This window comes from Amycolatopsis sp. NPDC058278, assembly GCF_042881395.1.
Lineage (GTDB): Bacteria > Actinomycetota > Actinomycetes > Mycobacteriales > Pseudonocardiaceae > Amycolatopsis.
The window spans coordinates 17,185-43,200 of sequence record NZ_JBHVXZ010000044.1; the positions used below are offsets into that span (position 1 = coordinate 17,185).

Annotated in this window: 30 protein-coding genes; 16 read left to right on the forward strand and 14 right to left on the reverse strand. The window is 71.7% G+C overall.

The window, feature by feature from the left end; genetic code table 11:
- Positions 1–104 precede the first annotated feature (104 nt).
- Together ACFVYA_RS23205 and ACFVYA_RS23210 are read left to right on the forward strand one after the other, a co-directional pair.
- Positions 105–1,160, forward strand: coding sequence for a LacI family DNA-binding transcriptional regulator (locus ACFVYA_RS23205; protein ID WP_387047817.1), 1,056 nt, complete (start codon positions 105–107; stop codon positions 1,158–1,160).
- Positions 1,161–1,782: 622 nt separating this feature from the next.
- Positions 1,783–1,968 (forward strand): hypothetical protein, encoded by a 186-nt coding sequence (locus tag ACFVYA_RS23210; RefSeq protein ID WP_013229246.1) that lies wholly within the window; start codon positions 1,783–1,785, stop codon positions 1,966–1,968.
- Here ACFVYA_RS23210 and ACFVYA_RS23215 read toward each other — a convergent pair.
- Entirely contained in the window at positions 1,943–2,569 is a 627-nt protein-coding gene (locus ACFVYA_RS23215; RefSeq protein WP_387047888.1) for a DsbA family oxidoreductase, read from the reverse strand. The two genes, ACFVYA_RS23210 and ACFVYA_RS23215, sit on opposite strands and share 26 nt — an antisense overlap.
- 108 nt (positions 2,570–2,677) lie before the next feature.
- Between ACFVYA_RS23215 and ACFVYA_RS23220 the strand changes: the two genes are divergently transcribed.
- Both ACFVYA_RS23220 and ACFVYA_RS23225 read left to right on the forward strand, forming a co-directional pair.
- Positions 2,678–3,277, forward strand: a complete 600-nt coding sequence (locus ACFVYA_RS23220; RefSeq protein WP_285985645.1) for a QsdR family transcriptional regulator — start codon at positions 2,678–2,680, stop codon at positions 3,275–3,277.
- 197 nt (positions 3,278–3,474) lie between these two features.
- Entirely contained in the window at positions 3,475–4,404 is a 930-nt protein-coding gene (locus ACFVYA_RS23225; protein ID WP_387047820.1) for an alpha/beta hydrolase family protein, read from the forward strand.
- Here the strand turns inward: ACFVYA_RS23225 and ACFVYA_RS23230 are convergent.
- Positions 4,401–4,583 (reverse strand): zinc-binding dehydrogenase, encoded by a 183-nt coding sequence (locus ACFVYA_RS23230; protein WP_387047889.1) that lies wholly within the window; start codon positions 4,581–4,583, stop codon positions 4,401–4,403. The genes ACFVYA_RS23225 and ACFVYA_RS23230 overlap by 4 nt on opposite strands.
- Positions 4,514–5,389, reverse strand: coding sequence for an NAD(P)-dependent alcohol dehydrogenase (locus ACFVYA_RS23235; protein WP_387047822.1), 876 nt, complete (start codon positions 5,387–5,389; stop codon positions 4,514–4,516). Before ACFVYA_RS23235 ends, ACFVYA_RS23230 begins: the two co-directional genes overlap by 70 nt.
- A 91-nt stretch (positions 5,390–5,480) precedes the next feature.
- On the opposite strand from ACFVYA_RS23235, the gene ACFVYA_RS23240 reads away from it, so the two are divergent.
- Both ACFVYA_RS23240 and ACFVYA_RS23245 read left to right on the forward strand, forming a co-directional pair.
- A complete protein-coding gene (locus ACFVYA_RS23240; RefSeq protein WP_387047823.1) occupies positions 5,481–6,140 on the forward strand; it encodes a TetR/AcrR family transcriptional regulator C-terminal domain-containing protein in 660 nt (219 codons plus the stop codon).
- A 45-nt stretch (positions 6,141–6,185) separates the two neighbouring features.
- Positions 6,186–7,178 carry an LLM class flavin-dependent oxidoreductase gene (locus ACFVYA_RS23245; RefSeq protein WP_387047824.1) on the forward strand — a complete coding sequence of 331 codons (993 nt, stop codon included), beginning with the start codon at positions 6,186–6,188 and terminating at the stop codon, positions 7,176–7,178.
- 1 nt (position 7,179) lies between these two features.
- Here the strand turns inward: ACFVYA_RS23245 and ACFVYA_RS23250 are convergent, their stop codons facing one another.
- The 3 genes from ACFVYA_RS23250 to sigK form a co-directional block, all read right to left on the reverse strand.
- Positions 7,180–7,854: a fasciclin domain-containing protein gene (locus tag ACFVYA_RS23250; RefSeq protein WP_285985650.1), complete on the reverse strand. Its 675-nt coding sequence runs from the start codon at positions 7,852–7,854 to the stop codon at positions 7,180–7,182.
- 242 nt (positions 7,855–8,096) lie between these two features.
- Complete coding sequence (locus ACFVYA_RS23255; RefSeq protein ID WP_387047827.1) at positions 8,097–8,780, reverse strand: anti-sigma factor domain-containing protein; 684 nt, start codon at positions 8,778–8,780, stop codon at positions 8,097–8,099.
- Positions 8,777–9,373 (reverse strand): ECF RNA polymerase sigma factor SigK, encoded by a 597-nt coding sequence (sigK, locus tag ACFVYA_RS23260; RefSeq protein WP_387047829.1) that lies wholly within the window; start codon positions 9,371–9,373, stop codon positions 8,777–8,779. The genes ACFVYA_RS23255 and sigK overlap by 4 nt, the downstream gene beginning before the upstream one ends.
- A gap of 335 nt (positions 9,374–9,708) precedes the next feature.
- On the opposite strand from sigK, the gene ACFVYA_RS23265 reads away from it, so the two are divergent.
- On the forward strand, positions 9,709–10,122 hold the full coding sequence (locus ACFVYA_RS23265) for an SsgA family sporulation/cell division regulator (protein WP_285985653.1): 414 nt from the start codon (positions 9,709–9,711) through the stop codon (positions 10,120–10,122).
- Between the two features lie 109 nt (positions 10,123–10,231).
- On the forward strand, positions 10,232–11,596 hold the full coding sequence (locus ACFVYA_RS23270; protein WP_387047831.1) for a class I adenylate-forming enzyme family protein: 1,365 nt from the start codon (positions 10,232–10,234) through the stop codon (positions 11,594–11,596).
- Here the strand turns inward: ACFVYA_RS23270 and ilvD are convergent.
- The gene (gene ilvD, locus ACFVYA_RS23275; protein WP_387047832.1) at positions 11,586–13,277 is read right to left on the reverse strand and encodes a dihydroxy-acid dehydratase; all 1,692 of its coding nucleotides are present in this window, start codon (positions 13,275–13,277) and stop codon (positions 11,586–11,588) included. The genes ACFVYA_RS23270 and ilvD overlap by 11 nt on opposite strands.
- Positions 13,278–13,393: 116 nt before the next feature.
- Here ilvD and ACFVYA_RS23280 point away from each other — a divergent pair, with 116 nt between their 5' ends.
- Both ACFVYA_RS23280 and ACFVYA_RS23285 read left to right on the forward strand, forming a co-directional pair.
- A complete protein-coding gene (locus ACFVYA_RS23280; RefSeq protein WP_387047834.1) occupies positions 13,394–14,470 on the forward strand; it encodes a dihydrodipicolinate reductase in 1,077 nt (358 codons plus the stop codon).
- Positions 14,467–14,952 carry a carboxymuconolactone decarboxylase family protein gene (locus ACFVYA_RS23285; protein ID WP_285985657.1) on the forward strand — a complete coding sequence of 162 codons (486 nt, stop codon included), beginning with the start codon at positions 14,467–14,469 and terminating at the stop codon, positions 14,950–14,952. Before ACFVYA_RS23280 ends, ACFVYA_RS23285 begins: the two co-directional genes overlap by 4 nt.
- Before the next feature lie 30 nt (positions 14,953–14,982).
- Here ACFVYA_RS23285 and ACFVYA_RS23290 read toward each other — a convergent pair whose 3' ends face one another.
- A complete protein-coding gene (locus ACFVYA_RS23290) occupies positions 14,983–16,536 on the reverse strand; it encodes a GMC oxidoreductase (RefSeq protein WP_387047836.1) in 1,554 nt (517 codons plus the stop codon).
- 208 nt (positions 16,537–16,744) lie between these two features.
- Between ACFVYA_RS23290 and ACFVYA_RS23295 the strand changes: the two genes are divergently transcribed.
- Positions 16,745–17,113: an RNA-binding S4 domain-containing protein gene (locus ACFVYA_RS23295; RefSeq protein ID WP_285985659.1), complete on the forward strand. Its 369-nt coding sequence runs from the start codon at positions 16,745–16,747 to the stop codon at positions 17,111–17,113.
- Between the two features lie 4 nt (positions 17,114–17,117).
- Here the strand turns inward: ACFVYA_RS23295 and ACFVYA_RS23300 are convergent, their stop codons facing one another.
- Complete coding sequence (locus tag ACFVYA_RS23300) at positions 17,118–17,252, reverse strand: hypothetical protein (RefSeq protein ID WP_387047837.1); 135 nt, start codon at positions 17,250–17,252, stop codon at positions 17,118–17,120.
- A 274-nt stretch (positions 17,253–17,526) separates the two neighbouring features.
- Here ACFVYA_RS23300 and ACFVYA_RS23305 point away from each other — a divergent pair, with 274 nt between their 5' ends.
- Positions 17,527–18,021 (forward strand): sigma-70 family RNA polymerase sigma factor, encoded by a 495-nt coding sequence (locus ACFVYA_RS23305; protein WP_387047839.1) that lies wholly within the window; start codon positions 17,527–17,529, stop codon positions 18,019–18,021.
- Between the two features lie 16 nt (positions 18,022–18,037).
- On the forward strand, positions 18,038–18,340 hold the full coding sequence (locus ACFVYA_RS23310; RefSeq protein WP_285985662.1) for a cupin domain-containing protein: 303 nt from the start codon (positions 18,038–18,040) through the stop codon (positions 18,338–18,340).
- A gap of 4 nt (positions 18,341–18,344) precedes the next feature.
- Here ACFVYA_RS23310 and shbA read toward each other — a convergent pair whose 3' ends face one another.
- Together shbA and ACFVYA_RS23320 are read right to left on the reverse strand one after the other, a co-directional pair.
- Positions 18,345–18,980 (reverse strand): RNA polymerase sigma factor ShbA, encoded by a 636-nt coding sequence (gene shbA, locus ACFVYA_RS23315; protein ID WP_285993926.1) that lies wholly within the window; start codon positions 18,978–18,980, stop codon positions 18,345–18,347.
- A 233-nt stretch (positions 18,981–19,213) separates the two neighbouring features.
- Entirely contained in the window at positions 19,214–20,161 is a 948-nt protein-coding gene (locus ACFVYA_RS23320) for a hypothetical protein (RefSeq protein ID WP_387047841.1), read from the reverse strand.
- Between the two features lie 30 nt (positions 20,162–20,191).
- On the opposite strand from ACFVYA_RS23320, the gene ACFVYA_RS23325 reads away from it, so the two are divergent.
- Positions 20,192–20,386 (forward strand): hypothetical protein, encoded by a 195-nt coding sequence (locus tag ACFVYA_RS23325; protein ID WP_285985663.1) that lies wholly within the window; start codon positions 20,192–20,194, stop codon positions 20,384–20,386.
- Between the two features lie 139 nt (positions 20,387–20,525).
- Positions 20,526–20,702, forward strand: a complete 177-nt coding sequence (locus ACFVYA_RS23330) for a hypothetical protein (RefSeq protein WP_160169739.1) — start codon at positions 20,526–20,528, stop codon at positions 20,700–20,702.
- Between the two features lie 7 nt (positions 20,703–20,709).
- Here the strand turns inward: ACFVYA_RS23330 and sigJ are convergent, their stop codons facing one another.
- Both sigJ and ACFVYA_RS23340 read right to left on the reverse strand, forming a co-directional pair.
- A complete protein-coding gene (gene sigJ / locus ACFVYA_RS23335) occupies positions 20,710–21,576 on the reverse strand; it encodes an RNA polymerase sigma factor SigJ (protein WP_387047844.1) in 867 nt (288 codons plus the stop codon).
- Positions 21,577–21,649: 73 nt separating this feature from the next.
- Complete coding sequence (locus ACFVYA_RS23340) at positions 21,650–22,699, reverse strand: amidohydrolase family protein (protein WP_285985665.1); 1,050 nt, start codon at positions 22,697–22,699, stop codon at positions 21,650–21,652.
- 140 nt (positions 22,700–22,839) lie between these two features.
- On the opposite strand from ACFVYA_RS23340, the gene ACFVYA_RS23345 reads away from it, so the two are divergent.
- Positions 22,840–25,176: a putative bifunctional diguanylate cyclase/phosphodiesterase gene (locus ACFVYA_RS23345; RefSeq protein ID WP_387047847.1), complete on the forward strand. Its 2,337-nt coding sequence runs from the start codon at positions 22,840–22,842 to the stop codon at positions 25,174–25,176.
- On the opposite strand, the gene ACFVYA_RS23350 is transcribed toward ACFVYA_RS23345, so the two are convergent.
- Positions 25,169–25,990, reverse strand: a complete 822-nt coding sequence (locus tag ACFVYA_RS23350) for a cyclase family protein (RefSeq protein ID WP_387047849.1) — start codon at positions 25,988–25,990, stop codon at positions 25,169–25,171. The two genes, ACFVYA_RS23345 and ACFVYA_RS23350, sit on opposite strands and share 8 nt — an antisense overlap.
- Positions 25,991–26,016 lie beyond the last annotated feature (26 nt).

A 26,016-nucleotide genomic window follows, 5' to 3' on the forward strand; every position in this document is an offset into this window, starting at 1 on the left:
CCGAGTGGTCATGCGGCCGGGCACTGGACCCGGCGTGATGTTTACGTCAACATGGACGGCCGCAGAGTAACGTGTTGACGTAAACATGTCCAGGACACCAAGGAGTGACCGTGCCGCGCCAGACAGCGACCTCGTCCGCATCCGGCCACGCCGCCCGGCGCCGGGGGCCGTCGATGGCGGACGTGGCCCGCGAGGCGGGCGTGTCGGGCCAGACTGTCTCGCGCGTCGCGAACGGGAAGACCAATGTGGACGACGCCACGCGCGAACGGGTCCTGGACGCGATGCGCCGGATCGGCTACCGGCCGAACAGCGCGGCGCGCGCCCTGCGCAACGGCCAGTTCCGCAGCATCGGCGTGATCATTTCGGCGCTCCCGACCTTCGGCAACAGCCGCACGCTCGACGCCATCGCGGCGGCGGTCGTCCCGGAGGGGTTCTCGATCATCTTGATGCCGGTGACGCGCCCGACGCAGGGCGAGGTGACGGGGGCGTTCAGCACGTTGAACGAGCAGGCCGTCGACGGCGTCATCATCCTCATCGAGCAGCACCAGCTCGACCAAAGCGAGATCGAACTGCCGCACGGGCTCCCGGTGGTGGTGATCGATTCCAGCGCCCGCTACGACTACCCGGTGGTGGACAACGACCAGGCCGACGGCGCCGCCCGGGCGACCAGCCACCTGCTTTCGCTGGGGCACTCGACGGTGTGGCACATCGCGGGCCCGCCGCAGTCGTATTCGGCCGAGCGCCGCCGGAGGTCGTGGCAGGCCACGTTGGAGCGGGCGGGCCGCCCGGTACCGCCGGTCCTGGTCGGCGACTGGTCACCGGAGTCGGGCTACCAGGCGGGCTTGCGCCTGGCGGCGGACCCGGCGGTGACGGCGGTGTTCGCGGCGAACGACCAGATGGCACTGGGCCTGCTGCGCGCGCTGCACGAAATCGGCCGCGGAGTGCCGTCCGAAGTGAGCGTGGTCGGCTTCGACGACATGGAGGAGTCGGCCCACTTCTGGCCCCCGTTGACCACGATCCGCCAGTCCTTCGAGGCGGTGGGCCGCCACGCGGTGGAGGCCCTCCTGGCCGAAATCGAGACCGGCACCGAAGCCGGCGAACCGGTCCTGCTGCCGACCGAGCTGGTCATCCGCTCGAGCACCGCCCCACCTCGCGCTTGACCCGAAACTGTCGGTGCCCGCCGGTAGAGTGGAAAACGGGGGGCGCCCCCGCGGGCCGGGCTCATGCCGGTGGTCGAGCGGGCATCACGGGTGCTGAGCGGGTATCAGCGTGTCGACCCTCCAATCACGCGAGGCGGCCCTCCAATCACGTGTCGACCCTCTGATCACACGTGCCGACCCTCCAATCACGCGAGTCGACCTTCCAATCACGAGTGATGGCCCTCCCGAGGCAAGGCCGACTGGGCAGGTACGCGTGCCGACCGCTCGAGGAAGGCGGCGAGAATACGCGCGAGGCCGGGCGAGGTACGCGAGGCGACCGGATAGGTGCGCGAACCAACCCTTCAAGTACGCAAGCCGACGGGCAAACGCGAACCGGCCGCCTGAGTACGGCGCGGGAATCCGCGCCGGGACCGCGCGAGTGGGCGAGCGAGGCGGCCGGCTGCGCGAAGCGAGGCGGCAGGCGAGGCGAGTGCGGGAGCGGGCCGGCGACGGGACGCGCACGAAAGGTCGTTTCAGGCGGCCAGAGCGCGGGCATTACCGGCCACCGGACCGGAACCCCCGGTCCCGCGAACGTCGCAGTGGTGTGGACCATTTGGCCGCACCGCCGTGGAAAGAGGCCGTCATGCTCGCCATTCTCGCCGCCGTGCTCTTCGGGCTCGCCCTGCTCATGGAGCTGGCCGGGTTCGGGCTGGGCCCGGTGATCACCACCGGGACGCTCACCACCGCCGGGCTGCTGTGCGTCGCCCTGCACCTGGCCGGGGTCGCCACCGACCGGTCGCGGTTCACCCGGCGGCGGCGCCGTCGCTGACTCGCCTCAGCACCTGCGCGAACACCTCCGGCGACTGGGCTCCCGCCACGCCGAACCGCTCGTCGATCACGAAGAACGGCACGCCGGACGCGCCGAGTGCGCGGGCCTGCTCGCCGTCCGCCGCCACTTCCGCTTCGTACGCGTCGGACTCGAGCACGGCTCGCGCCTCGTCGGCGTCCAAGCCCGCTTCGGCCGCCAGCTCCACCAGGGAATCGCGGTCGAACAGCGAGCGACGCTCGGTGAAGTGCGCTCGGTAGAACCGGTCGACGACGGCGTCGGCCATCCCGCGCTCCGCCGCGAGGTGGACCAGGCGGTGGCCGTCGACCGTGTTGCCCATGTGGACGCCGTCGAGGTGGTACTCGAGACCGTCGGCGGCCGCGCGCTCCTCCATCTGGGCTTCCATCGCGTCCGCTTCTTCCAGTGTCCGGCCGTACTTCTCGGCCAGCACCTCGCGGGTCGGCCGGGAAGTGCCACGGGGGAATGAGGGGTCGAGCTGGAACGAGTGGTGCACCACCTCGACCTCGACGCCGACTTCGGCCACCGCCCGCTCGAAGCGGCGTTTGCCGAGATAGCACCAGGGACAGACCAGATCGGACCAGATGTCTACGCGCACGAAACCACGCTAACCGAAGGGCCGCCGCGCACTTCAAGGTAACCGGTGGCCACCTGCGGAGAGTGAGATCCGGGGCGCCGAAGCTAGGGTGGGCCGGTGACCGTCTCGACCGACGACATCGTCCGGCACGCGGCCCGGCTGCTGATGGCCGGAACCCGCCTCGACCTCGGCCGGATGGCGGCCGAGCTCGGGATTTCGCGCACCACGTTCTTCCGGCGCGTCGGCAACCGCGACGACCTCATGGGCGCCGGGCTGCGGCTGCTGTCCGACCGGACCTGGCAGCGGGCGCTCGACGGCTGGCGCGCCCGGCACGGCGACGCGGCCCGCACGCCGGAAGGCCGGCTGCGCTGCCTGTGGGTCATGGAGGAGTACCGCCGCGAGGTCGCCGGCAGCGACGGCATGCGCAAGCTGATCGAGGCGGAGTCGGCGGTCGCCCTGCGCGTGCTGACCGACCCGCGCGGCGCCGTCCAGCCCGGGCTCGTCGACGCGCACGTCGAGCTGTTCCGGGCCGACGCCGACGCCGCCGGGCTGGCTCCGCTGGTCGGGCTGCCGGACCTGGCGTTCGCGGTCGTCCGGCTCGGCGAGTCGTTCCTCTACTCCGACGTTCTGGCCGCCCGGTCGGTGGACCTGACCGTCGCGACGACGCTGGTGGACACCCTCGTGCGCGGGGCCCTGGAGCCGGTCCGCGTTCCCTGAGCGACCGCACAGTTCGTCAGACCACTCCCCCATTCGGAGGATGTGGAACATTTCGCCAAGGTGTTTCATAGGCGACGGGAAGCGGTTACCCCGCACCCCACCCGCGGCACCCCTTTTCGTTGCCGTGTACCAGTTCTGCCGATCCGCCCGTCTGTGTCCGGGCGTGCTTTCGCCTGCCCGGGGAAAGAGAGCGATCCATGTCCGCACTCACCAGCCCGCCGACGCCGTCCGGCTCGAGTGAGAAAATTTCCCGCCGCCGTGGGTGGCGCGCCAAGGCCGCCGGCGTGGTGCTGGCCGCCCTGGCGCTGACCACCGGGTTCGCCGCGCCGGCGCCCGCCGCCGCGAACCCCTACGAGCGGGGTCCCGACCCCACCACCGCCAGCATCGAGGCCACCCGCGGCTCGTTCGAGACGAGCACCGTGACGGTGTCGCGGCTGGCCGTCTCCGGCTTCGGCGGCGGCACCATCTACTACCCGACGACCACGACCGCCGGCACGTTCGGCGCCCTCTCCATCGCGCCCGGCTTCACCGCGACCCAGTCGAGCATCGCCTGGCTGGGCCCGCGCCTGGCGTCGCAGGGCTTCGTCGTGTTCACCATCGACACCCTGACCACCAGCGACCAGCCCGACAGCCGCGGCAGGCAGCTGCTGGCCTCACTGGACTACCTGACGCAGCAGAGCTCGGTGCGGTCACGCATCGACAGCAGCCGGCTCGGCGTCGTCGGGCACTCCATGGGCGGCGGCGGCACCCTCGAAGCGGCGCGCTCGCGGCCGTCACTGCAGGCCGCGGTGCCGCTGACCGGCTGGAACCTGACGAAGAACTGGTCGACACTGCGGGTGCCGACACTCGTCGTCGGGGCGCAGTCGGACACCGTCGCGCCGGTGGCGTCGCACTCGATCCCGTTCTACACCAGCCTTCCGTCCACTCTGGACCGCGCGTACCTGGAGCTGCGGGGCGCCAGCCACTTCGCCCCGAACTCGCCGAACACGACGATCGCGAAGTACACGCTGTCGTGGCTCAAGCGGTTCATCGACAACGACACCCGCTACGAACAGTTCCTCTGCCCCATCCCGAGCACCAGCCTGTCCATTTCGGACTACCGCGGCAACTGCCCGCACAACGGCTAGGCGGCTCCGCCGGGCACGCCGAGGGTGGCGACGACCTTGCCCTTGGCGTGCCCGGCTTCGGAGTGGGCGAACGCGGCGGGCAGGTCGTCGAACGGGTAGCTCCGGTCGATCACCGGCGTGACCGCACCGCGCTCCACCATGCCGGCCAGCTCGCCGAGGAGGGCCGCCTTTCCCGGCAGGCCACGGTATCCGCCAGTACGACACGTCTCCTCGTCAGCGGCCCGGAAGCCAGGGCGGCGAAGACGTGCCCCGCGGGCTGCACCCACCGCCCCGCCGGACCGCCCACGGCGACGAACGTGCCGTTGCGCGCGAGCACCCGCCGGCAGGCGAACAGCGACCGGCTGCCGGCGATGTCCAGCAGGACGTCGTAGCGGCGGCCGCTGCGGGTGAAGTCCTCCACCCGGTAGTCGAAGACGTGGTCCGCGCCCAGTGAGCGCACCACCTCGGCGTTGGCCGCGCCGCACACGGCGTCGACCTCGGCACCGAGCGCCTTCGCCAGCTGGACGGCGAAGGTGCCGACGCCGCCGGAAGCACCGTTGACCAGCACCCGCTGCCCGGCGCCGGCACCTCGCAAGGCCAGCAGCGCGGTGACGGCGGCCATCGGCATCGCCGCCGCCTGTTCGTACGTGAGGTTCGCCGGCATCGGCGCCAGCAGGTCCTCGCGGACGCGGACGTACTCGGCGTGCGCACCCCGCGGCAGGAGCGCGTAGACGTCGTCGCCGGGCGCGAACCTGGTCCCGGCGGTCTCGACCCGGCCGGCCAGGTCACACCCGAGGACGCCCACCGGTGGACGGCGCAGGCCGAACCCCCCGGCCATCAGGCGGGCCACGTACGGCTCGCCTCTCAGGAAGTGCCAGTCGTACGGGTTGACCGAGGTCGCGCACACCCGGACCAGCACCTCACCTTCGCCGGGCACCGGGTCCGGTACGTCTTCCCAGGTCAAGGTGTCCGGCGGACCGTACGCGCGCTGAACCAGGGCCTTCATGGCCGCTCCCTTACGTTGTAAGTCGTACGTTGTAAGGTAGCTGCGTTCCGGACCCGTGGTCAAGGACGTCTTACGTTGTACGATCTTGGCCGTGACCACCGAAGCCCGGACCCCGCTGAGCCGGGAACGCGTGCTGCGGGCGGCCGTCGCGCTCGCCGACGAGCACGGCCTGCGCGCGGTGACGATGCGCCGGCTCGCCGAGGACCTCGGCGCCGAGGCGATGTCGCTCTACTACCACGTGGCCAAGAAGGAAGACGTGCTCGACGGGATCGTCGAGGTGGTCGCCGAGGAGATCAACGACGTGGTGGCCCGCGTGGAACCCGGCCCGGACTGGAAGCAGACGGCCCGGCGGCGCATCCTCGCGGCGCGGCAGGTCTTCCTGCGCCACCGCTGGGCCCCGGAACTGTTCGGCACGCGCTCGTCGACGAGCGTCGCGGTGCTGAAGCACTACGACAGCCTGGTCGGGCTGATGCGCGAGGGCGGGTTCTCCCACGACCGGATCCACCACGCGCTGCACGCACTGGGCAGCCGCGCGCTGGGGTTCAGCCAGGAGCTGTTCGACCCGAACGCCGGGGCGTCGGCCGAGGTACCCGCCGAACTCGCCGCGCAGCTGCCGAACCTGGCCGGGATGCTGGCCGAAGTCGCCCACGACGACCCGGATTCGACCCTGGGCTGGTGCGACGACCAGGCGGAGTTCGAGTTCGGCCTGGACCTCATCCTCGACGGCCTCGACCGGCTGCGGGAGCAGTAGCCCACCAGGTGGGACGCCGGCGTGCGCGGGGGCAGAATCGGCATCGTGTCACGACCTCTGCGGAAGCTCGGCTTCCTGACCATCGGCCTGTTCGACGCGGCCGACCCGCGCCGGGGCCACGAGTCGACGCTGGAGATCATCGAGCTGGGCGAACGGCTCGGGTTCGACAGCGCCTGGGTGCGCCACCGGCACCTGCAGTACGGCATCTCGTCGCCGGTCGCCGTGCTGGCCGCCGCGTCGCAGCGGACCAGCCGGATCGAGCTCGGCACCGCCGTGATCCCGCTCGGCTGGGAGAACCCGCTGCGGCTGGCCGAGGACCTCGCCACCGTCGACCTGCTCTCCGGCGGGCGGCTCAACCCGGGCCTCAGCGTCGGCCCGCCGATGCGCTGGGACGAGGTGAAGCACGCCCTCTACCCCGACACCGCCGGCGCCGAGGACTTCTCCTACGAGCGGGTGCAACGGCTGCTGGACTTCGTGCGCGGCGAACCGGCAACGGAGTTCAGCGGCACCGCCGGGTTCGAGGTCTTCTCCGACCGCGTCCAGCCGCAGGCGCCGGGACTGGGTGATCGCCTCTGGTACGGCGGCGCGAGCCTGCGCTCGGCCGAGTGGTCCGGCAAGCACCGGATGAACTTCCTGACCAGCAGTGTGGTCAAGGCCGAAGGCGAAAGCACCGACTTCGCCGAGATCCAGCTCTCGCACATCCGGACGTTCCGCGAGCACCACCCCGCCGGCCGCATCTCGCAGGGTCTGGTCGTCATCCCGACCGACGGCGCGACGCCGCAACAGCGGGCGAAGTACGAGGCCTACGCCGAAAAGCGCCTGCCTCGCACCGCGGAACCACAGGGACCCGCGCGGATGCTGTTCTCCCCCGATTTCGTCGGCACGTCCGCGGAAATCGCCGAGCGGCTGCACGCGCACCAGGCGTTCCGCGAGATCGACGAGGTGGCTTTCGCCCTGCCGTTCACCTTCGAACACGAAGACTACGTGCAGATCCTCACCGACATCGCGGAACGCCTCGGCCCCCTGCTCGGGCGCTGATCTACTGGTTGGTGCCCGGGGTCAGCACCTTGTCGATCACGAAGACCGTGGCGTTCTTCGTGGGGATGTTGCCGCACAGGACCTTCGCGCCGTTGATCGTCATGGTGTCACCGGAGCCCTCGATCTTCACCGGGCCCCCGGCGGTGTTGAGCGTGTCGACCGAACCCGCGGTGGCGAGGCCCTTGGCGTCGTAACGCTTGCCGACGACGTGGTACTGCAGGATCGGCGACAGCTCGGCGGGCTTGCCGGCGAGCTCGTTGAACTTGGCGTCACCCAGCGCGGCGAACGCCGGGTCGGCCGGCGCGAAGACCGTGATGGCCTCCTGGCTGTTGAGCGTGTCGACCAGGTTGGTGGCCTTGACGGCCGCCACCAGCTTGGTCAGCAGCGGGTTCGTCGACGCGGCCGAGGCGACCGGCTGCGGACCCATCGAGTCCAGCGAACCGGGCGCGGAGCCCTGCGGCAGCTGCGAACACGCCGGGCCGAAGACATCGGCGTTGGTGGTCACGCCGTTGCCGGCACCGGAGGCCATGCTGGACGACGGCGCGGGCACCGAGGACGACGGCGCCATCGAGCTGCTGGAACTGCCCGACGAAGCGGTGTCGCTACCGCTGCACGCGGTCAGCGAAAGCGCGGCAACGGCGGCGACGCCGATTCCGGCGACACGAAGCTTGGTCACGAAAATCACTCCAATTAGCGGCTGAGAATTACTTCTTGCCCCTGATTCGAACCTGCGGGAAAATCGGATTGCCGCCATTCGGGTGACGTGGGTCACCGCGCGGCGAAGGAAATGCTGTGCCATTCGGTTCACGTTGACTTCTTGGGACAGCACGGCTTCGCGCCACGCACCTTCCCGGAAGAAACGGTTTAAACCCTTTCGGTGTATCGATGCGCGATTGTGTCTTGATCGGCGCCCTCCTGCTAGACAAGGGAAATCCTGGTGACGGCGGGGGTCGTCGGGCCGGCCGAGCCGCCGGCGGGCTCGACGGTGATCCCGATCCGGTCGACGTCGGGCGGAAGATCGGCCACGAGCATCCGCTGCGATGCCTCGGACGTCATCAGCCCGGCCGACCGCGCGCCGCCGCTGCCGATCAGCCACACCTGGTAGACGTGCCCGGCGTCGAGCGCGGGCAGGTCCGATGCGAGGAGCACGGCCTGGTTCCGGCTGCGCGAGACGACGAGCGTGGCGTGCCCCTCGCCGGCCCCCTGGATCGCGGACGCGTCCGGCGCACTCAGCACCGAGTCGACGGGCGCGGGCGTCCTGGCGACGCCGAACACGACGACCGCCACCACGGCCGCGGCGGCCGCACCGAAGAGCGACACGCGCAGCTGCCACGTCTTGGCCCGGCTCAGCCGGCGGATGACCGGCACCTTCGGCGGCAGCTGCCGGGTGCGGGCCACCTCGGCGAGCACCACCAGCTTCAGCTCCGGCGGCGGGTCCGCCGCGGCGGCCACGGCCAGCCGCGCGCCGGTCGCCCGCAGCTCCGCCACTTCCTCCCGGCAGGCGGCGCATTCGCCGAGGTGCCGTTCGAATTCGGCGCGGTCCACATCGGACACCGCGTCCAGGGCGTATGCCCCGGTCAGCGTGTGCAGCTCGGCGGTCATCGGTCCACCCCCAGGCAGTCGCGCAGCCGGATCAGGCCGTCGCGGATGCGGGTCTTGACGGTGCCGGGCGCGACCTTCAGCACCTCGGCGACCTCGGGGTAGGTGTAGCCGTTGTAGTAGGCCAGCACGATCGACTCACGCTGCAGGTCGGTCAGCGCGGCCAGGCACTGCCGGACCCGCTGCTGCTCCAGACCGGCCAAAGTGGACTCGGTGACCTCGTCGAACGGCCGCCGCACGTCCATCAGGCCGGCGCGCTCCTCCCGGTCGAGGCCGGCCTGGTGCGAACGCACGCGGTCCACGGCCCGGCGGTGGGCGATGGTCAGCACCCACGACAGCGCGCTGCCGCGCTCCGGCTCGTACCTCGTGGCCTTGCGCCACACCTCCACCAGCACCTCCTGCGCCACCTCCTCGGCCTGCGCGTGACTGCGCAGCACGCGCGTCGCGAGGCCGAGCACCGGGCCGGCGACGAGGTCGTAGAGCGACGCGAACGCCGCCTCGTCCCCCGCCGCCACCCGCGGCAGCAGTTCTTCGGCGCTCGGCGCGAGCGCCGGCGCCTCGTCCGGTTGCAGCCGCAACCGCCCACGCTCACCCATGCCCGGCACCCTCCGCGTCCTCGGCTTCCCGTGCTGGGTTCGCGGCTGGACGGCGGCCCGGACTGGTGTGCGGTGGCCTTTCCCACCCGGACGGCGCAACTCCGGCGCCGGGACCCATCCGGCGGCGGCACGGCTCCGAAAGCCACGAAGGGGCCTCAGTGACGAATGGTCACCATGAGTGAAAAGGCTGCCCTTTCGGCCACGCCGACGGTGACGTCGGACACTTCTTGATCACCCCAGAGTGTGAAAGTTATTCGGAACGCTGGGCGTTGAACTGACTATGGGTTATCCCTGGAACCAGACGAAGTTAACCGACGAGTAGCAAAGGCGGTCCCATGACCGACCCGTACAGCGTGACCAACGCCCGCATCGACTTTGCCCTCCGCACCTTCGGGGCCGGGCCGCGACCGGTGCCGGCCGAGCTGGAGTACGACACCCGCGACCCGTACGCGGTCGCCGTGGTGCTGCACGCCGGCCCGAGCGCGGTCCGGTGGCTCTTCGGCCGCGACCTGCTCGCCGACGGCCTGCTCGCCCGCTGCGGCGACGGCGACGTGCGGATCGGGCCCGCCGGCGACCCCGCGCTGGTCGTGGTGGAGCTGACCTCCCCCGACGGCGCCGCGGTGCTCGAAGCGCCCGCCAAGGAGATCGCTGCCTTCCTCGACCGCACCTACGACGTCATCCCGGCCGGCAGCGAGAGCGACTGGTTCGACTTCGACGAGGAACTGGCGAAGCTCTCGTACCAGGACTGAGGCTTGTTCTGGTCAGCCCGCCGCGCCCCACGCGCGGACCGCCGGCCGAGAGCGAAAGCCATGCGGCGGGCAACGGCAGAACAAGCCTCACCTGAGTACGTTCCCCGGGGTGAGCTTCTTCCTGACGAAGGTCCTCGCCGCGCTCGACGACGGCGGTGACCGCGTCCTGTTCCACTCCGGCGGCGGGGTCACCACCTACCACCAGGCCCGCGACCGCCTCCACCGCCTGCACGGCGCGCTGGGCGGCGTCGAAACGCTCGCCGTCGACCTGCGCAACCGGCCCGAGACGGTCCTCGTGCAGCTGGCGGCCCTCCTGCGCGGCGCGACCGTGCTCATGGTCCCGGCCTCGGTGCCGCCCCGCGACCGGCTCGCCGCGGCGAGCGGCGCCACCGTCGTCACCGACCGGCCGCACGAGTGGCCCGCGGGCGACGTCCGCACCCTCGACGACCTCGACGGCGAACCCGGACCGCTGCACCCGCCGGAAACCGTGCGCCTGCTCTTCCCCACCGGCGGCACCACCGGCACCCCGAAGCTGATCCGCCACAGCGGCATCTACGACGGCATGGCGTCCATCTTCACGCCGTCGCCGGACGGCCCGGGCCGCACGCTCCTGGTCGCCCCGATGACGCACATGACCGGCAACGCCACCGTGCTCGGTGCGCTCCTGCGGCTGGACACCGTGGTGGTCCACGACGGTTTCGACGCAGGAGCCGTCCTCGAAGCGATCCAGGCGCACCGGATCGACACGCTCTCGCTGACTCCGCCGCGGCTGGCCGCGCTGCTCGACCACCCGGCCAGGGAAGGCACCGACCTCAGCAGCGTCCGCTCGCTCTCCCTCGGCGCCGCGCCGCTGCCGCCGCACCGGCTCGCCCAGGCCCTCGACGTCTTCGGCCCGGTCGTCGGCCAGGGGTACGGCCTCACCGAGGCGCCGATGATCGCGAGCATCTCCGCCGCCGAGCTCGTCGCCCGTCCCGAACTCCGGAGCTCGGTCGGCCGGATCGTGCCGGGGATGGAGGCCCGCATCACCGACGGCGAGGTCGAGGTGCGCGGACTGTCCATGATGGATGGTTACCTCGGCGGCCCGGAGGTCGGCGCGGGCTGGCTGCGCACCGGCGATCTCGGCCGCTTCGACGACGAGGGCTACCTCTACCTGCTCGACCGCGCGGACGACGTCGTGGTGGTCGGCGAGCACGGCACGAAGGTCGCCACCACCGTCGTCGAACACGCCCTCGCGACGCATCCCGCGGTGCGGAGCGCGGCGGTCTTCGGTGTCCCGGGCGAAGACGGCCAGCTGCTGCACGCCGTCCTCGTCACCTGTGAACCACTGACCGCCGGCGAGGTCCGGGAGCACGCGCGAAAGGCCTTCGGCCAGGAGCACTACGTCCCGGCCGGGGTGGACTTCGTGGCCGAGCTGCCGCTCACGAGCGTCGGGAAGGTCGACAAGCGCGCGCTGCGAGCCGCGGTCAGCTCGTGACGGCGCCGTCCGAGGACGACTTGACGAGCTTCACGTACTTGCCGAGCACCCCTTCCGGAAACTTGTTCGGCAGCGGCTCCCAGCCCGCGCGGCGAGAAGCCAGCTCGGCGGCGTCGACCAGCAGGTCGATGCTGCGCGCCTTGATGTCGACGGCGATCCGGTCGCCGGTCCGGACGAACGCGATCGGCCCGCCGTCGACCGCCTCCGGCGCGACGTGGCCGATGCACAGGCCGGTGGTACCGCCGGAGAACCGCCCGTCCGTCAGCAGCAGCACGTCCTTGCCCAGCCCGGCGCCCTTGATCGCCGCGGTGATCGCGAGCATCTCGCGCATGCCCGGACCGCCCTTGGGCCCTTCGTAGCGGATGACGACGACGTCGCCGGCCTCGATCCGGCCCTCGTTCAGCGCCGCCATCGCCTCCTGCTCACGCTCGAACACCCGCGCCGGACCCTCGAAGTTGGCCGTGTCGAAGCCCGCGGACTTCACGACCGCGCCTTCGGGGGCGAGCGAGCCGCGCAGGATGGTGATGCCGCCGGTCGGGTGCAGCGGGTTGTCCAGGGCGCGCAGCACTTCGCCGTCGATCGGGTCCGGGTCGAGCTCGGCGAGGTTCTCGGCCACCGTCCGCCCGGTCACCGTGAGGGCGTCGCCGTGCAGCAGGCCCTCGTCCAGGAGGGCCTTCATCAGCACCGGGATGCCGCCGTGGCGGTCGATGTCGTTCATGACGTACTTGCCGAACGGCTTCAGGTCGCCCAGGTGCGGGACGCGGTCACCGACGGTGTTGAAGTCGTCGAGCGTCAGCGGCACCTTCGCCTCGTGCGCGATGGCCAGCAGGTGCAGCACGGCATTGGTCGAGCCACCCAGGGCCATGACCACGGTGATGGCGTTCTCGAACGCCTCCCGGGTGAGGATGTCCCGCGCGGTGATGCCGCGTTCAAGCAGGCCGACGACGGCCTCCCCGGACAGGTGGGCGTAGTGGTCGCGACGGCGGTCCGCGGACGGCGGCGCGGCCGAGCCCGGCATGCTCATCCCCATGGCTTCCGCCGCCGATGCCATCGTGTTCGCCGTGTACATCCCGCCGCAGGCGCCCTCACCGGGGCAGATGGCCCGTTCGATGCGGTCGAGATCGGCGGTCCCGAGCCGGCCCGCCCGGCACGCGCCGACCGCCTCGAAGGCGTCGATGAGCGTGACGTCCTTCTCGGTGCCGTCGGTGAGCTTCACCCAGCCGGGCGCGATCGTGCCCGCGTAGAGGAACACCGACGCCAGGTCGAGGCGCGCCGCGGCCATCAGCATGCCCGGCAGCGACTTGTCGCAGCCGGCCAGCAGGATCGACCCGTCGAGCCGTTCGGCCTGCATCACCGTCTCGACCGAGTCGGCGATGACCTCGCGGGAGACCAGCGAGAAGTGCATGCCGTCGTGGCCCATGGAGATGCCGTCGGACACCGAGATCGTGCCGAACTGCAGCGGGTACCCGCCACCGGCGTGCACGCCCTCCTTGGCCGCCTGGGCCAGCCGGTCCAGGGACAGGTTGCACGGCGTGATTTCGTTCCACGAGCTGGCGACGCCGATGATCGGTTTCTTCCAGTCGCCGTCGCCCATCCCGACCGCGCGCAGCATGCCTCTGGCGGGCGCGGCCTCGATCCCGTCGGTCACCGTGCGGCTGCGGGGCTTCGGGTCGATCGTCATCACGGGCCTCCGGTTGCGACGTTCGGGCGCTGAAGCATGTTACCAATGGGCCCGCGGTCCGCTGGCCGGAACGATTTCCTATCGGCGCCCGGGACGACCGGCGAAAACTCGGCCGCATGATCTCCACAGTGGTGTGGGGCACGGGCAACGTCGGCCGTGCGGCAATCCGGGCCGTCGACGCCCACCCGGCGCTGAAGCTCACCGCGGTGCTCGTCCACGACCCGGCGAAGGTCGGCAAGGACGCCAGCGAGCTGGCCGGAGTCGAGGCACTGGGGGTCGCCGCGACGGACGACATCGACGCCGTCCTGGCGGCGAGTCCGCGCGCGGTCGTGTACGCCGCCTCGGGCGACGTCCGGTTCGACGACGCGCTCGCCGACATCGTGCGGGCCGTCCGGGCGGGCGCGGTCGTCGTGACGCCGGCCCTGTACCCCCTCTACGACCAGCGGAACGCGCCTCCGGAGCTGCGCGACCCGGTGCTCGCCGCGATCGAAGAGGGCGGCGGCTCGCTCTTCGTCTCCGGCGTCGACCCCGGCTGGGGCAACGACGTGCTGCCGCTGCTGATCAGCGGGCTCGGCACGGACGTCGACGTGGTCCGCTGCCAGGAGATCTTCGACTACTCGACGTACGAGCAGCCCGACTCCGTCCGGTACCTGGTCGGGATGGGCCAGCCGATGGACTACGACCCGCCGATGCTGATGACCGGCGTGCCGTCGATGGTGTGGGGCGGCCAGGTCCGGCTGATCGCGCGCGGCCTCGGCGTCGAGGTGACCGAGCTGCGCGAGACCCTCGACCGGCGGCCGTTGGAAGACTCCGTGACCACGCGGACCATGGGCGAGTTCGAAAAGGGCACGCAGGGTGCCGTGCGGTTCGAGGTGCAGGGCATCGTCGGCGGCGAGCCGCGGATCGTCATCGAACACGTCACGCGCATCCACCCGTCGTGCGCGCCCGACTGGCCCACGCCGCCCAGCGGCGACGGCGCCCACCGCGTGATCATCGAGGGCCGGCCGCGCATCGAAGTCACCGTCGAGGCGACCGACGAAGGCGAAAACCGGTCGGCGGGCGGCAACGCCACCGCCGTCGGCCGCCTGGTCGGCGCGATCGACTGGCTGGCCGCGGCGGACCCCGGCCTCTACGACGCACTCGACGTCCCGCTGCGCCCGGCAGCCGGCAAGCTCGGAAGGAGCCGTCCGTGAACATCGACATCCCCGCGGGCAAGGACCCGATCGGGTACGTCTGGGGCGAAATGGTGCCCGGCATCGGCATCGCCGCGTCGAAGTTCTCGCTGGCGGTGTACGAGCACACGACGCTGGGGCTGCGGGAGTTCGAGGCCGCGCGGCTGCGGATCGCGCAGATCAACGGCTGCGTCTTCTGCCTCGACTGGCGCACCGAACGCGACGGGCAGAAGGTCGAGCCGGAATTCGCCGACGCCGTCCTCGAGTGGCGCACGACCGACCGCTTCGACGACCGCACGCGGCTGGCGGCGGAGTACGCCGAGCGGTACGCGACCGACCACCACGACCTGGACGACGAGTTCTGGGAGCGGATGGCCGGGCACTACACGCAGCAGGAGATCGTCGAGCTGAGCATGAGCCTCGGCGCGTGGCTGGCCTTCGGCCGGCTCAACCACGTCCTGGGCCTCGACACCGTCTGCGTGCTGCCGTCCCACCGGTCGTGAGGGGCAGGACGCCCCCCACGACCGGCGGGGTCAGAAGTCCGTCGCGATGATCTTTTCGATGTTGCGTTCGGCCAGTGCCGTGATGGTGACGAACGGGTTGACGCTGGTGTTGCCCGGGATCAGGGACCCGTCGATCGCGTACAGGCCCTGATAACCGGCCAGCCTGCCGTAGTTGTCGGTCGCCTTGCCGAGCACCGCGCCGCCGAGCGGGTGGTAGGTGAGATGGTCGCCCCAGGTCTTGTACGTGCCGAAGAGGTCGGTCCGGTAGATCGTGCCCTCGGTCGCGTTGATCTTGTCGAAGATGGTCTTCGCCATGTCGATGCCCGGCTGTTTCCACGCCGTCTGCCAGTTCAGCTCCACCGCGCGCGTCGTGGGGTTCCAGGCGAACTGCGCGCGGTTCGGGTTCTTCGTGATCGAGAGGTAGAACGACGCCCACGTCTCGATCCCGGTCGGCAGCGGCGCGACTTCCGCGAACGCGCCGCCCGCGGCCCAGTTGTCGATGCCGCCGCACGGGATGGTCGACTGGGAGGCCCCGGTCGGGTCCCAGATCTGGTTGGCCCGCCCGACCATCACGTTCCCGTTGTCGCCCCAGCCCTTCCCGACTTCGCCGTTGAGGTTCGGCAGCGCGCCGGTCGCCTTCAGCTTCACCAGCAGCTTGCTCGTGCCGACGCTCCCCGCGGCGAAGAACACCTTGTCCGCCGTGACGGTCTTGATCGCGGACACCGCGCCCGCGGTGGTCAGCTGCTCGATGGTCACGGTGTAGCCGCCACCGGACGCCGGCAGCACCTGCGTCACGCGGTGCAGCGGCGAGATGGTGACCCGGCCGGTCGCGGCGATCTTCGGCAGGTAGGTCTTCTGCAGCGACTTCTTGCCGTAGTTGTTGCCGAACAGGATTTCCCCGGCCAGCGCCGACTTCGTGGCGGTGCCCGCCGCCTCCCGTTCCATGTAGTCCCAGTCGTACACGTCCGGCACGAACACGAACGGGAACCCGGACCGCTGGGCCTGTTTCCGGCCGACGCGGGCGAACTGGTACCAGTCGGTGGTCTCGAACCAGGCCGGGCGGACACTGGCGACCCCGAGCCCGGCGTTGGCGCGCGGGTAGTAGACGTCGTACATCTCGTTCGCGTCGACCGTGGGCAGGATCGCGCCGAAGTTCTCCCGCTTCGGCGTGACGGCCATGCCGCCGTTGACGAGCGAGCCGCCGCCGACGCCGCGGCCCTGGTACACGGTGATCCCGCTGAACTCCTCGGCGTCGAGGATGCCCGTGTAGCGCGGGATGTCCTTGTCGATCGGGAACCCGAGGAAGTTGGACAGCGGCTGTTTCGTCCTGGTGCGCAACCAGAACGACCGTTGGTCCGGATTGGGCGTGGTGCAGAAGATCTTGCCGTCCGCGCCCGGGGTGTCCCAGGCCATGCCCATCTCGATCATCTGCACGTCGACGCCCGCCTGGGCGAGCCGCAGCGCGGCGACCGAGCCGCCGTAGCCCGACCCGATCACCAGCGCGGACACGCGGGCGCCGTCGGCGACAGCGGCCTGCTGCGGCGACGCGGCGGTGGCTCGACCGGCCAGCGCGGCACTCGCCAAGATAGAACCAGTTCCAGCAATGAAGAGACGACGGGATACGGAGCCAGAAGTTGTTCTCCACACGGGTTCGTCACTCATTTGGTGTTCCTCACCGTTGAGGTATTTAGAACAAGTTATAGCTCTGCGGTGCAGACAAGTCGACAAGTACTCGCGAGTAACCTGGCGGGGTTGCGGGGCAGTGCCGCTGAATGGGCCATGATGGACGACTGTGGAGTCCACCCGAGTGGACCGCTGGCTCTGGGCGGTCCGGCTGACGAAGACGCGCCCGGACGCGGCGGCGGCCTGCCGCGGCGGCCACGTGCGCGTCAACGACAAACCGGCCAAGCCGGCGACCACGGTCGTCCCGGGCGACGAAGTGCGCTACCGCGTCGACGGGACGACGAAGATCCTCGACGTGGTCAGGGTGATCCAGAAGCGCGTGGGCGCTCCGGACGCGGCGACGTGCTACGTGGACCGGACCCCGAAGCCGCCGCCCGAAACGGCGATCCCGGTCGCCCGCCGCGACCGCGGCGCGGGACGGCCGACCAAAAGGGAGCGTCGCGTGCTGGACGCGTTCCGGTCCCAGCAGGAGCCTTAGGCCTTCAGGCCGTCCAGCACCACTGACAGCAGGTGCCGCGTGCGCGCTCCCGCTCGGCGCCGGAGGCCTTGAGCGCCACCAGGGCGACCTCCAGGATGCGCTCGCGGTTCTGCTCGGCGTCGGCTCGCATCGGCGTCACCCGCCCACTCCAGCCAACCGGACACCTGTCCGCCACCCGTCGAAGCGGACAGGTGTCCAGGTCGTGCTGGGCGCGCGGCGCAAGGACCGGCTGGACGAGCAGGCAGGCGCCCCCGCGGCGGGTCACCTGGACCGACCGCGCAGGTGTAGGTCATCCGCGCCTTCGATCGACGGATCGTCGTCGCGGCCGCGGCTTTCCCGGAAATGGCCGGGAATCCGCGCCAGGTGGGTCGGTCCGCGGGGAATGCGGGTAGTTCCCCGCACGGAGGAAACCCATGACGACCAGCACCACCCCGGACCACCTGCTGGCCGCGGCGCGGCCGCTCGTGGTGCGCTACTGCCGCGATCGCCTGGACCCGGACTCGGCCGACGATGTCGCCCAGGACGTCTGCGTGGCACTGATCAAAGCGCTGCCGCGGCGGCCACCGGAACGGTCCTTCCCGGACTTCGTCTGCGGCATCGCCCGGACCAGGGTCGCCGCCGCGCGCAAGGCGGCCGCGCGGAAGGACGAGCCGGTCGCCGAACTGCCCGACGAACCCGACTCGTCGCTGGGGCCCGAACACCACGCGCTGCGGCGCGAACTGCGCGAACGGGTGACGGAACTGCTGCGGGTGCTGCCGCGCAGACAGCGGGAGATCGTGGTGCTGCGCGTGGTCGTCGGCCTGTCGGCGGAGGAGACGGCGGCCGCGGTCGGCTCGACGCCGGGTGCCGTGCGCGTGGCCCAGCACCGGGCGCTCGGCCAGTTGCGCAAGGTCGTGACCAGCCCGTGACGGCTACCCTGGCCAGGTGAGCGACAGCGAGAATTTCGAAGGACGCGACGTCGGGTCCGGAGTCTCGGTCATCCGCGAAAGCACGGACGTCGTCGGCTCCGGGCCGCGGCTGCACCGGCACCCGTACACCGAGACGTTCGTCATCATCCGCGGGCGGGCCCGGTTCACCGTCGGCGGCGAACAGCGCGACGGCGGGGCCGGGGACGTGCTCGTCGTCCCGGCCGGCACGCCGCACAAGTTCGCCGTGCTCGGCCCCGGCGTCTACGAGGCCGTGCACATCCACGAAAGCGACCACTTCATCACCGAATGGCTGGAGTGACGGTTCAGAGGCCACCGTCCCCGATCATGCCGCGCAGCTTCGTCAGCGCGCGGAACTGCGTGATCCGGACGTTGCCGGCGGAGATGCCCAGCGCCTCCGCCGTCTCGTTCGCCGACAGGCCGCCGACGATCCGCAGCGACAGGATCTCCTGGTGCAGTGGCGGCAGCAACGCCATCAGCCGGCCCAGGCGGGCGCCGAGGTCGAGTTCGAGGACGTGGTTCTCCGGCTCGTTGCCGCCCAGCGGGCGGTCCGGCAGCTCCGGCACCGGCTTCGACCGGTCCCTGGCCACCGAGCGGAACGCGTCGGCGACCTTGTTCGCCGCGATCGCCCGCACGAGGTACAGGAACGATCCCCCGCGGTCCTGGTAGTTCGGCAGCACCTTCAGCACCGCCAGGCACACCTCCTGGGCGACGTCGTCGGCCGAGAGGTACGACAGGTCCCGGCCGCCGATCCGCGCCCGGCAGTAGCGCACGACCGTCGGCTTGATGAGCCGGAGCAGCGCCTGGACCGCGTCCGGGTCGCCGTCGCGCGCCGCCGCCACCACCGGGTCGAGCTGCTCCTTCGCCAGGCCGCCCTCCGGCCTCGGCAAATCCGCCGGCACGGTGTAGCCGTCGACGGCCGCCGCCGCCTCCGCGATCATGGTCTCCACGGGCCCTCCTCGTGTCCGCCACCGGGGCCGGCGTCCGTCCACAACGGACAGTGTGGTACCTCGGCGTTCCCGGTCCGACATAGGCGTTATCGAGGTGCTGACCAGCAACGTTGCACTGTGGTGTGGGTTGTCCAGCTATTGTCCGTTAACCGTTCACGACCCGGCCGGAACCGCTGCCGAGCACCGGCGGAACACCGGACAAATCGTGGACAGATCGCGGAAAATCAGGCCCAGCGGATTCCGTACGCGAAGCCGGGAGCGAGGTTCCGGAACCGGACGTGCACCTCGCCGGCGTCGTCGGCCGCCAGTGCGGCACCGGTTCGCGGCCAGTCATCCGCGCCGGCCGGGGAAACCTTTTCCTGGCGCACGATCCGCTTCGGCACCCGTTCACCGAACCGGACGTGCAGATCGAAAAGATCGCACGGGTACCGCGGTATGCAGACGTAACGCGGTTCTCGCAGCTTCGCCCGGAATCGCAGGCCGACCTCGTGCCGCGCGCCCCGGCGCAACGGCTCCGGCAGCCGCAACGCGAGCCCGACCCGGTCACTCGATTCCCGTTCCCGGCCGGCGAGCACACCACCGTGGAACACGTCGACACCGAGATCCGGTTCGCGCACCGAATCGCCCGATTCGCCGGTGACCGGCAACGTCAGCGCCAGGTCGAGCACGGCGATTTCGTCGGCATCGGCGATCACCCGCCGGAATTCGAACGCCTCCGGCACGGGCTGGTCGAGGGCCAGCGTGACGCGCAGTTCTTCGGTGTGCCATCCGCGGCCCGGATACAGCCGGGGTGCCGGCACGGCCGCCGCGACGGCCAGCGCGGCGATCTGCTCGATTCCCTCGTCGATCCGGCGCCGGACCGTCCGGTCGTCGCGGTCGAGCGTGATCGCCGCCCAGTGCACCCGCTCCTGGTAGAACGGTTTTCGCGCCCGCTCGTCGAGCGCGAACGCGGCGAGCAAAGCGATCTTCAGATCGTCCGGCAACGACTCGACCAGCGGGCGCAATCGATCGGACAGCTTACGCCGCATCTCCACGGTTCCGTCATCTTCGACAATGCCGCAAGTGGAACGTAATGCGGGGCCGACCCGGTCCGCGAGCGGTGTCGTGAAAATTGCCCTCCCTTTGCGCAGGGCCTTGAGTTCGCCGACCACGTCCGCCGCACTGAGGCTCACCGTCCCCTCCCCTTCCACGCAAGGAGGTCAATGTTCGCCAGCGCCACCGCCGATGTCCAGTCGATCACGCTCCGGCAAACGGATCGTTATCCCGCGGTTTCCGTTCCGGCCGCCACGGGAAAGGACGAAACTCCTTGGCGTTCCGTTAACAAGGGCCGCATTGCGCCGCAACGATTTCGCGACCGGAACTCACGCGACCCCCACCTGTCGAACGTGTCGAAATGACGAACGCTCGTTCGCCGACGCACCGCGCGTTCCGGCGCGGCACGTTCACCCGGGCGGCGCACCACCCCGGCGGGTGAACGTGACCGGGCCGTTGCCTCGGCACGGGTTGACGGCGGTCCGCCGCGGGTATTTGTTGATCATGAGCCCGAGGATGTGGCGCCTGCTGATCTCGGGGTCGCTGCGGCTGTTCCTGATCAGCGCCGTGCCGGCCGCCGCGCACCTGTCCGTGCTCGCCGGACTGGCGGCGGGGGTGATCGCGTTCATCGTGCCGGCCCCGCACAGCCGGCACGACGACCGCGTCGGCCCGGGCGGCTAGCGACCCCTCAAGCAGCCTGCCACCGGCGGAGCTTCTCGGGGTTCCGCACCGCCCAGATCCGCCGGACCGACTCGCCGGCCACCTCGAACGCCATCACGGCCACGACCGCGCCGTCCCGCCGCGCGACCAGGCCCGGCCGCCCGTTGACGGTGGTCTCCTCGAGCGTCAAGGCCGGGATCCGGCCCGCCAGGTCCACGGCGTAGCGCGCGACCCGCTCGCCTCCCTCGATCGGGCGGCGGACCGCACTGGCGAGCCCGCCGCCGTCCGCGACGACCGTCGCTTCCGGATCGAGGATGCCGACCAGCCGCTGGATGTCCCGTGCGGCCCAGGCCAGCTTGAAGGCGCGGACCACCTCGGCGCTCCCCCTGGCCGGCACCGGGGCGCGGGCGGCCCGGACGCGGCGGCGGGCGGAGGAAGCCAGCTGCCGGCACGCGGCGGACGTCCGGCCGAGGACGTGCCCCACCTCCGCGAAGGGGTAGCCGAAGACGTCGTGCAGGACGAAGGCCACCCGCTCGGCCGGTGTCAGGGACTCCAGCACGACGAGGAACGCCATCGTGATCGACTCGTCCAGCGTGACGCGGTCGGCCGGGTCGGCGAGCGAACCCGCCGCCCCGGGCAGCGGCTCCGGGAGCCACTCGCCGACGTAGCTTTCCCGCCGCACGCGGGCCGAGCCGAGCAGGTCGAGGCAGATGCGGCCGGCGACCGTCGTCAGCCACGCCCCCGGCGACTCGATCGCGTCCCGTTGCGCCCCGGACAGGGCGTACCACCGGCCGTACGCCTCCTGGACGACGTCCTCGGCGTCGCTCATCGAGCCCAGGAGCCGGTAGGCGAGGCCGGTCAGCTGCCGCCGCTCGGCCGTGATCGTGCCGGTCATGCTCCCCCTCGGTCCGCGTTCGTCACCCCGGTGACGAAACCCGGGGGCCGGTTGTGACACGCCCGCGCCGTGCTCACCCGCGGCGTCGCACGCACCGGCCGCGCAGCACCACCGCCGCCGGGTCGGCCAGCTGGTCCGGGTCCGCCCGGGGATCCCGGTCGTAGACCACCGCGTCCGCCGGGGCGCCCGGCTCCAGACCACCCAGTCCGAGGTACTCCCGCGCGCTCCACGACGCCGCCGCCAGCGCGTCGTGGGGCCGCACGCCCGCGGCCACCAGCGCCCGGATCTCCGCGACGATTCCGCCGTGCGGCAGGGAATCCGTGCCCGCCAGCACGCGCACCCCGGCTTCCGCCGCGGCCGCCGTCAGCGCGCCGTGGACCCGCGCACCGCTCAGGTACCAGGCCCGGGCCGGGCTGTCCGGCTGCTGTTCCCGGCGCCGCAGGCCTCCGGTGATCACCGACAGCGTCGGGGTCAACGCCGTTCCCTGGGCGGCCATCCGCGCCAGCAGGCCGGGGTCGAGGCACATGCCGTGTTCGAGGGAGTCGACGCCCGCCGCGACCGCGGCCGCGCCGCCCTCGGGGTGCTGGCTGTGCACCGCGACCCGCCCGCCGGCCGCGTGCACCGCGCGCACGACGGCCCGCAGCACGTCCACCGGCACCGCGGAATCCCCGACGCGCCAGTCCGCGATGATCTTCGCCCAGCCGGTCCGCGCGGCCTGCGCCGCCGCCAGCCCGGGCAGCTCGTCATGGGAAGCGCGGCGGCCCCAGCCGTCGAAGAACTGTCCGTGCTGCGCCAGCCACGGTCCCGCGTGCCGGGCCCGCGGCACGTCGGGGTCCTCGCCGAACCACGGCGGCGGTTCGCCCGGCAGCCCGGGTGCGCGGATCAGCGTGACCCCGGCGTCGACGTGCTGGTGCAGCTGCTCCCGGAGCAGCTCGGGGTCCATCGGCTGCCCCGGCTCCGCGGCGCCGGGGTGGGTGTGGGCGTCGACCAGGCCGGGCACCAGCCAGCCTTCGCCCACCAGGGTCGCGCCGGGCACCGGATCGGTCGTCCAGCGGTCCCCGTCGGCGTAGAGGTCGGCGTATTCGCCGCTCGGCAGCGCGTACCCCCGGATGCGCGTGATCACCACGCCGACCGTACCCGCGTACGCAGCCCGGCGTAGGCGCAAGTGCCGTCCCCCGGCGGCGGTGCCGGTGCGCTTGTGCGTGATCACACCCGGTGTAGTGTTTGCCGGTCCTACCGGCGTGCGTGACCGCGTGAGGTGCCATGACAGTGCGGCGGTACCCAGTCGCCATCCTGCTCGTCTTCGTCGTGGCGGCCCTGGTCGTGGTCAACGGCTTCGCCTTCTGGGGCGACACTTTCGCTCTCTGGGTCGACGACGCCATGCAGCTGAGCGCCGGGCTCGCCGGGGTGATCTGCGGGGTCGTCGTCGCGCGCCGGGTCCGCGCGCACCAGCGGTGGTGGCGGGTGCTGGTCGCGCTCGGCATGACCGGCTGGTCGCTCGGCCAGTGCGTCTGGTCCTGGTACCAGCTGATCGACGGCCGCGGGCTGCCGTCGCCGTCACTGGCCGACCTCGGGTACCTGAGCTTTCCGGTGTTCGCCCTCGCCGCCCTCTTCGTCCTCGCGCACGCGCGGTCCCGGCCGGAGCGCGAACGCTGGCAGCCGGCCCAGTGGTTCGGTGTCGCGGTGGTGCTCGACGGGCTCGTCGTCACCGGCTCGCTGTTCATCCTCACCTGGACCGCGGCACTCGGGCAGGTGGTCCGGGCCACCGGGCCGGACTCGCTGACCTGGGCCGTCGCCATCGCCTACCCGCTGTCGGACCTGGTGGTCGTGGTCGTCGCCGTGCTGCTGGTGGTCTTCGACCGGGTGGACCGCCCGTACCGCGCGAACCTGCTGCTGGCCGCCGTCGGGATCGTCGCGCTGGCGTGCTCGGACAGCGTGTTCGCCTACCTGGTCAGCATCGGCGCGGAAAGCATGAAGCCGTGGTCGGACGCGGGGTTCGTGCTCGGCCCGCTGTTCATCGCCTTCGCTCTGCTGGTCACCCCCGGCACGCGGCGGCGTGACGACGCGGGCCAGCCGCTCGGCGTCGACTGGTGGCAGGTGGCGCTGCCGTACCTGCCGGTCACCGCGGTCGCGCTGCTGATCACCGTGCAGATCGTGGCCGGGGCCGGCCCGGACGGCGTCGAGGTGTTCGTCGGCGCGCTCGTGGTGTTCCTGGTGCTGGCCCGGCAGCTGCTTTCCTTGCTGGACAACCGGTTGCTGCTGCGCCGGGTGTACGAGGGCCAGCTGCAGCTGACCCACCAGGCCTACCACGACCCGCTGACCGGGCTGGCCAACCGCGCGCTGTTCGCCGACCGGCTGGACCGGGCCGTCGAGCAGGGCGCGGAAGGCGGGCACGGGCCGCTCGTGCTGATCTTCGTCGACCTCGACGACTTCAAGGAGGTCAACGACCGGTTCGGGCACGCGGGCGGGGACGTCCTGCTGCACGCGGTCGCCCAGCGGCTGCTGAGCTGCGTGCGCGCGGGCGACACCGTCGCCCGCCTGGGCGGTGACGAGTTCGCGATCCTGCTGGAAGGCGAGGTCGACGCCCCGCAGGCCGTCGCCGACCGGATCCAGAGCGCGCTGCGGCGGCCGTTCGCGGTGCACGGCACGCTGGTGCCGGTCCGCGCGAGCATGGGCCTGGTGGTGCCGGACCCGGCCGAGCCGGCGATCACCGCCGACGTGCTGCTGGGCCGCGCGGACACGTCGATGTACGCGGGCAAGCGGCTCGGCAAGGACACGACGGTCGTGTACCACCCGTCGCCGGACGGGCCGCCCGACTTCCCGTCGGCACTGCGCCGCGCGGGCGGTGGTCTCCCGGACGGCTTCGCCCTGGTGTACCAGCCGATCGTCCGGCTGGCCGACGAGCAGCCGGTGGCGGTGGAGGCGCTGGCCCGCTGGACCGCGCGGGACGGCACCGCGGTGTCACCCGAGACGTTCGTCCGCGCCGCGGAAGGCGCCGGTCTCGGCGCGGAACTGGACGCGCTGGTGCTGGACCTGGCCTGCCGCGAGATCACCGCGGCCGGGATCGACCTCACCGTGCACGTCAACGTGTGCGCGAGCCGGCTGGGGGCCGCCGCGCTGGAGCAGAGCGTCGAGTCCGCGCTGGACCGGTACGGCCTGCCGGCCGAACGCCTGATCGTCGAGATCACCGAGACGGTGCCGGTGCCGGACCTGGCGGCGGGCGCGGCCGCGATCCGCCGCCTGCAGGACCTGGGCGTGCGGGTGGCGCTCGACGACTTCGGCGCGGGGTACAGCTCGCTGACGGTGCTGCACGCGCTGCCGGTCGACCTGATCAAGCTGGACCGCGCGCTGACGACGGGTGTCCGCCCGGACCGCGACGCGGCGCTGTGCCGGTCGCTGGTCGGGCTGTGCGCGGACCTGGAGGTGGCGGTGGTCGCGGAGGGCATCGAGACGGCCGAGCAGGCCGAACTGGTCACCCGCGCGGGCTGCCCGACGGCCCAGGGCTACCGCTTCGGCCGCCCGGCCGGGCTGGCTTCACTGCGGCTCTCGACGCTTTCGGCCGGCTGGCCCGGCGCGGCCTCGCCCGAGCGCGTCAGCTGACGCCCGGTGGGAGCACGCCGAAGATCGTCGCCGTGGAGCCCGCGCCGTTGCGGTTGATCGGGCCGCCCGCCAGGACCCACGCGCCCGTCGTCGGCAGGGCCTTCAGGTTCGCCAGGATCTCCAGGCTGATCCGGTGCCGGCGGTAGACCAGCTTGGACACCGTGTACGTCTCGTCGGTGCCGACGTCCGGGCTGAACGTGTCGGTCCCCGTTCCGCCGCGGCGGCCCAGGCGTCCGGTGTCGACCAGCCACTGCACCGCGGGGATCGAGAACCCCGGCTGGTGCAGCACGCCGTCCGCGCCGGTGTTCGGGAAGGCCGGGGTGCCCCACTTGGCGTCCCAGCCGGTCCACAGCACGACCACGGACTCGTCCGGGATCCGGCCGTGGTGCTTCTCCCACGCCTTGAGGTCGTCGACCGTGACGGCGTAGTCCGGGTTCGCCGCGGCCTTCGCCCGCACGTCGATCTTCACGGCGGGCCGGAACAGGTCGGCCGGGTCCATGTCGTCGGCGAGCGGCTCCCCGGTGTTGAAGTGCCCGGGCGCGCCCCAGTGCGTCCCGGTGTGCTCGCCTTCGCGGACGAACTGCAGGTAATAGCCGTCGTCGGGGATCGTGGCGATGGTCTTCAGCTCGAAGGCCGGGTCCCCGGGGAAGACGTTGGTCGTGGCGGGGTCGTTGACGTGCGACAGGTTGACCAGGTTCAGCTGGTCCAGCCGCACGGGCGGCGCGGCTTCCGCGGCCTGGGCCGTCCGTCCGGACAGCGCGGCGCCGAACACCCCGGCCAGTCCCGCGGCGAGCACCTTGCGTCTCATCGGCATGACACCGTCATATCACCCGGGCTGGG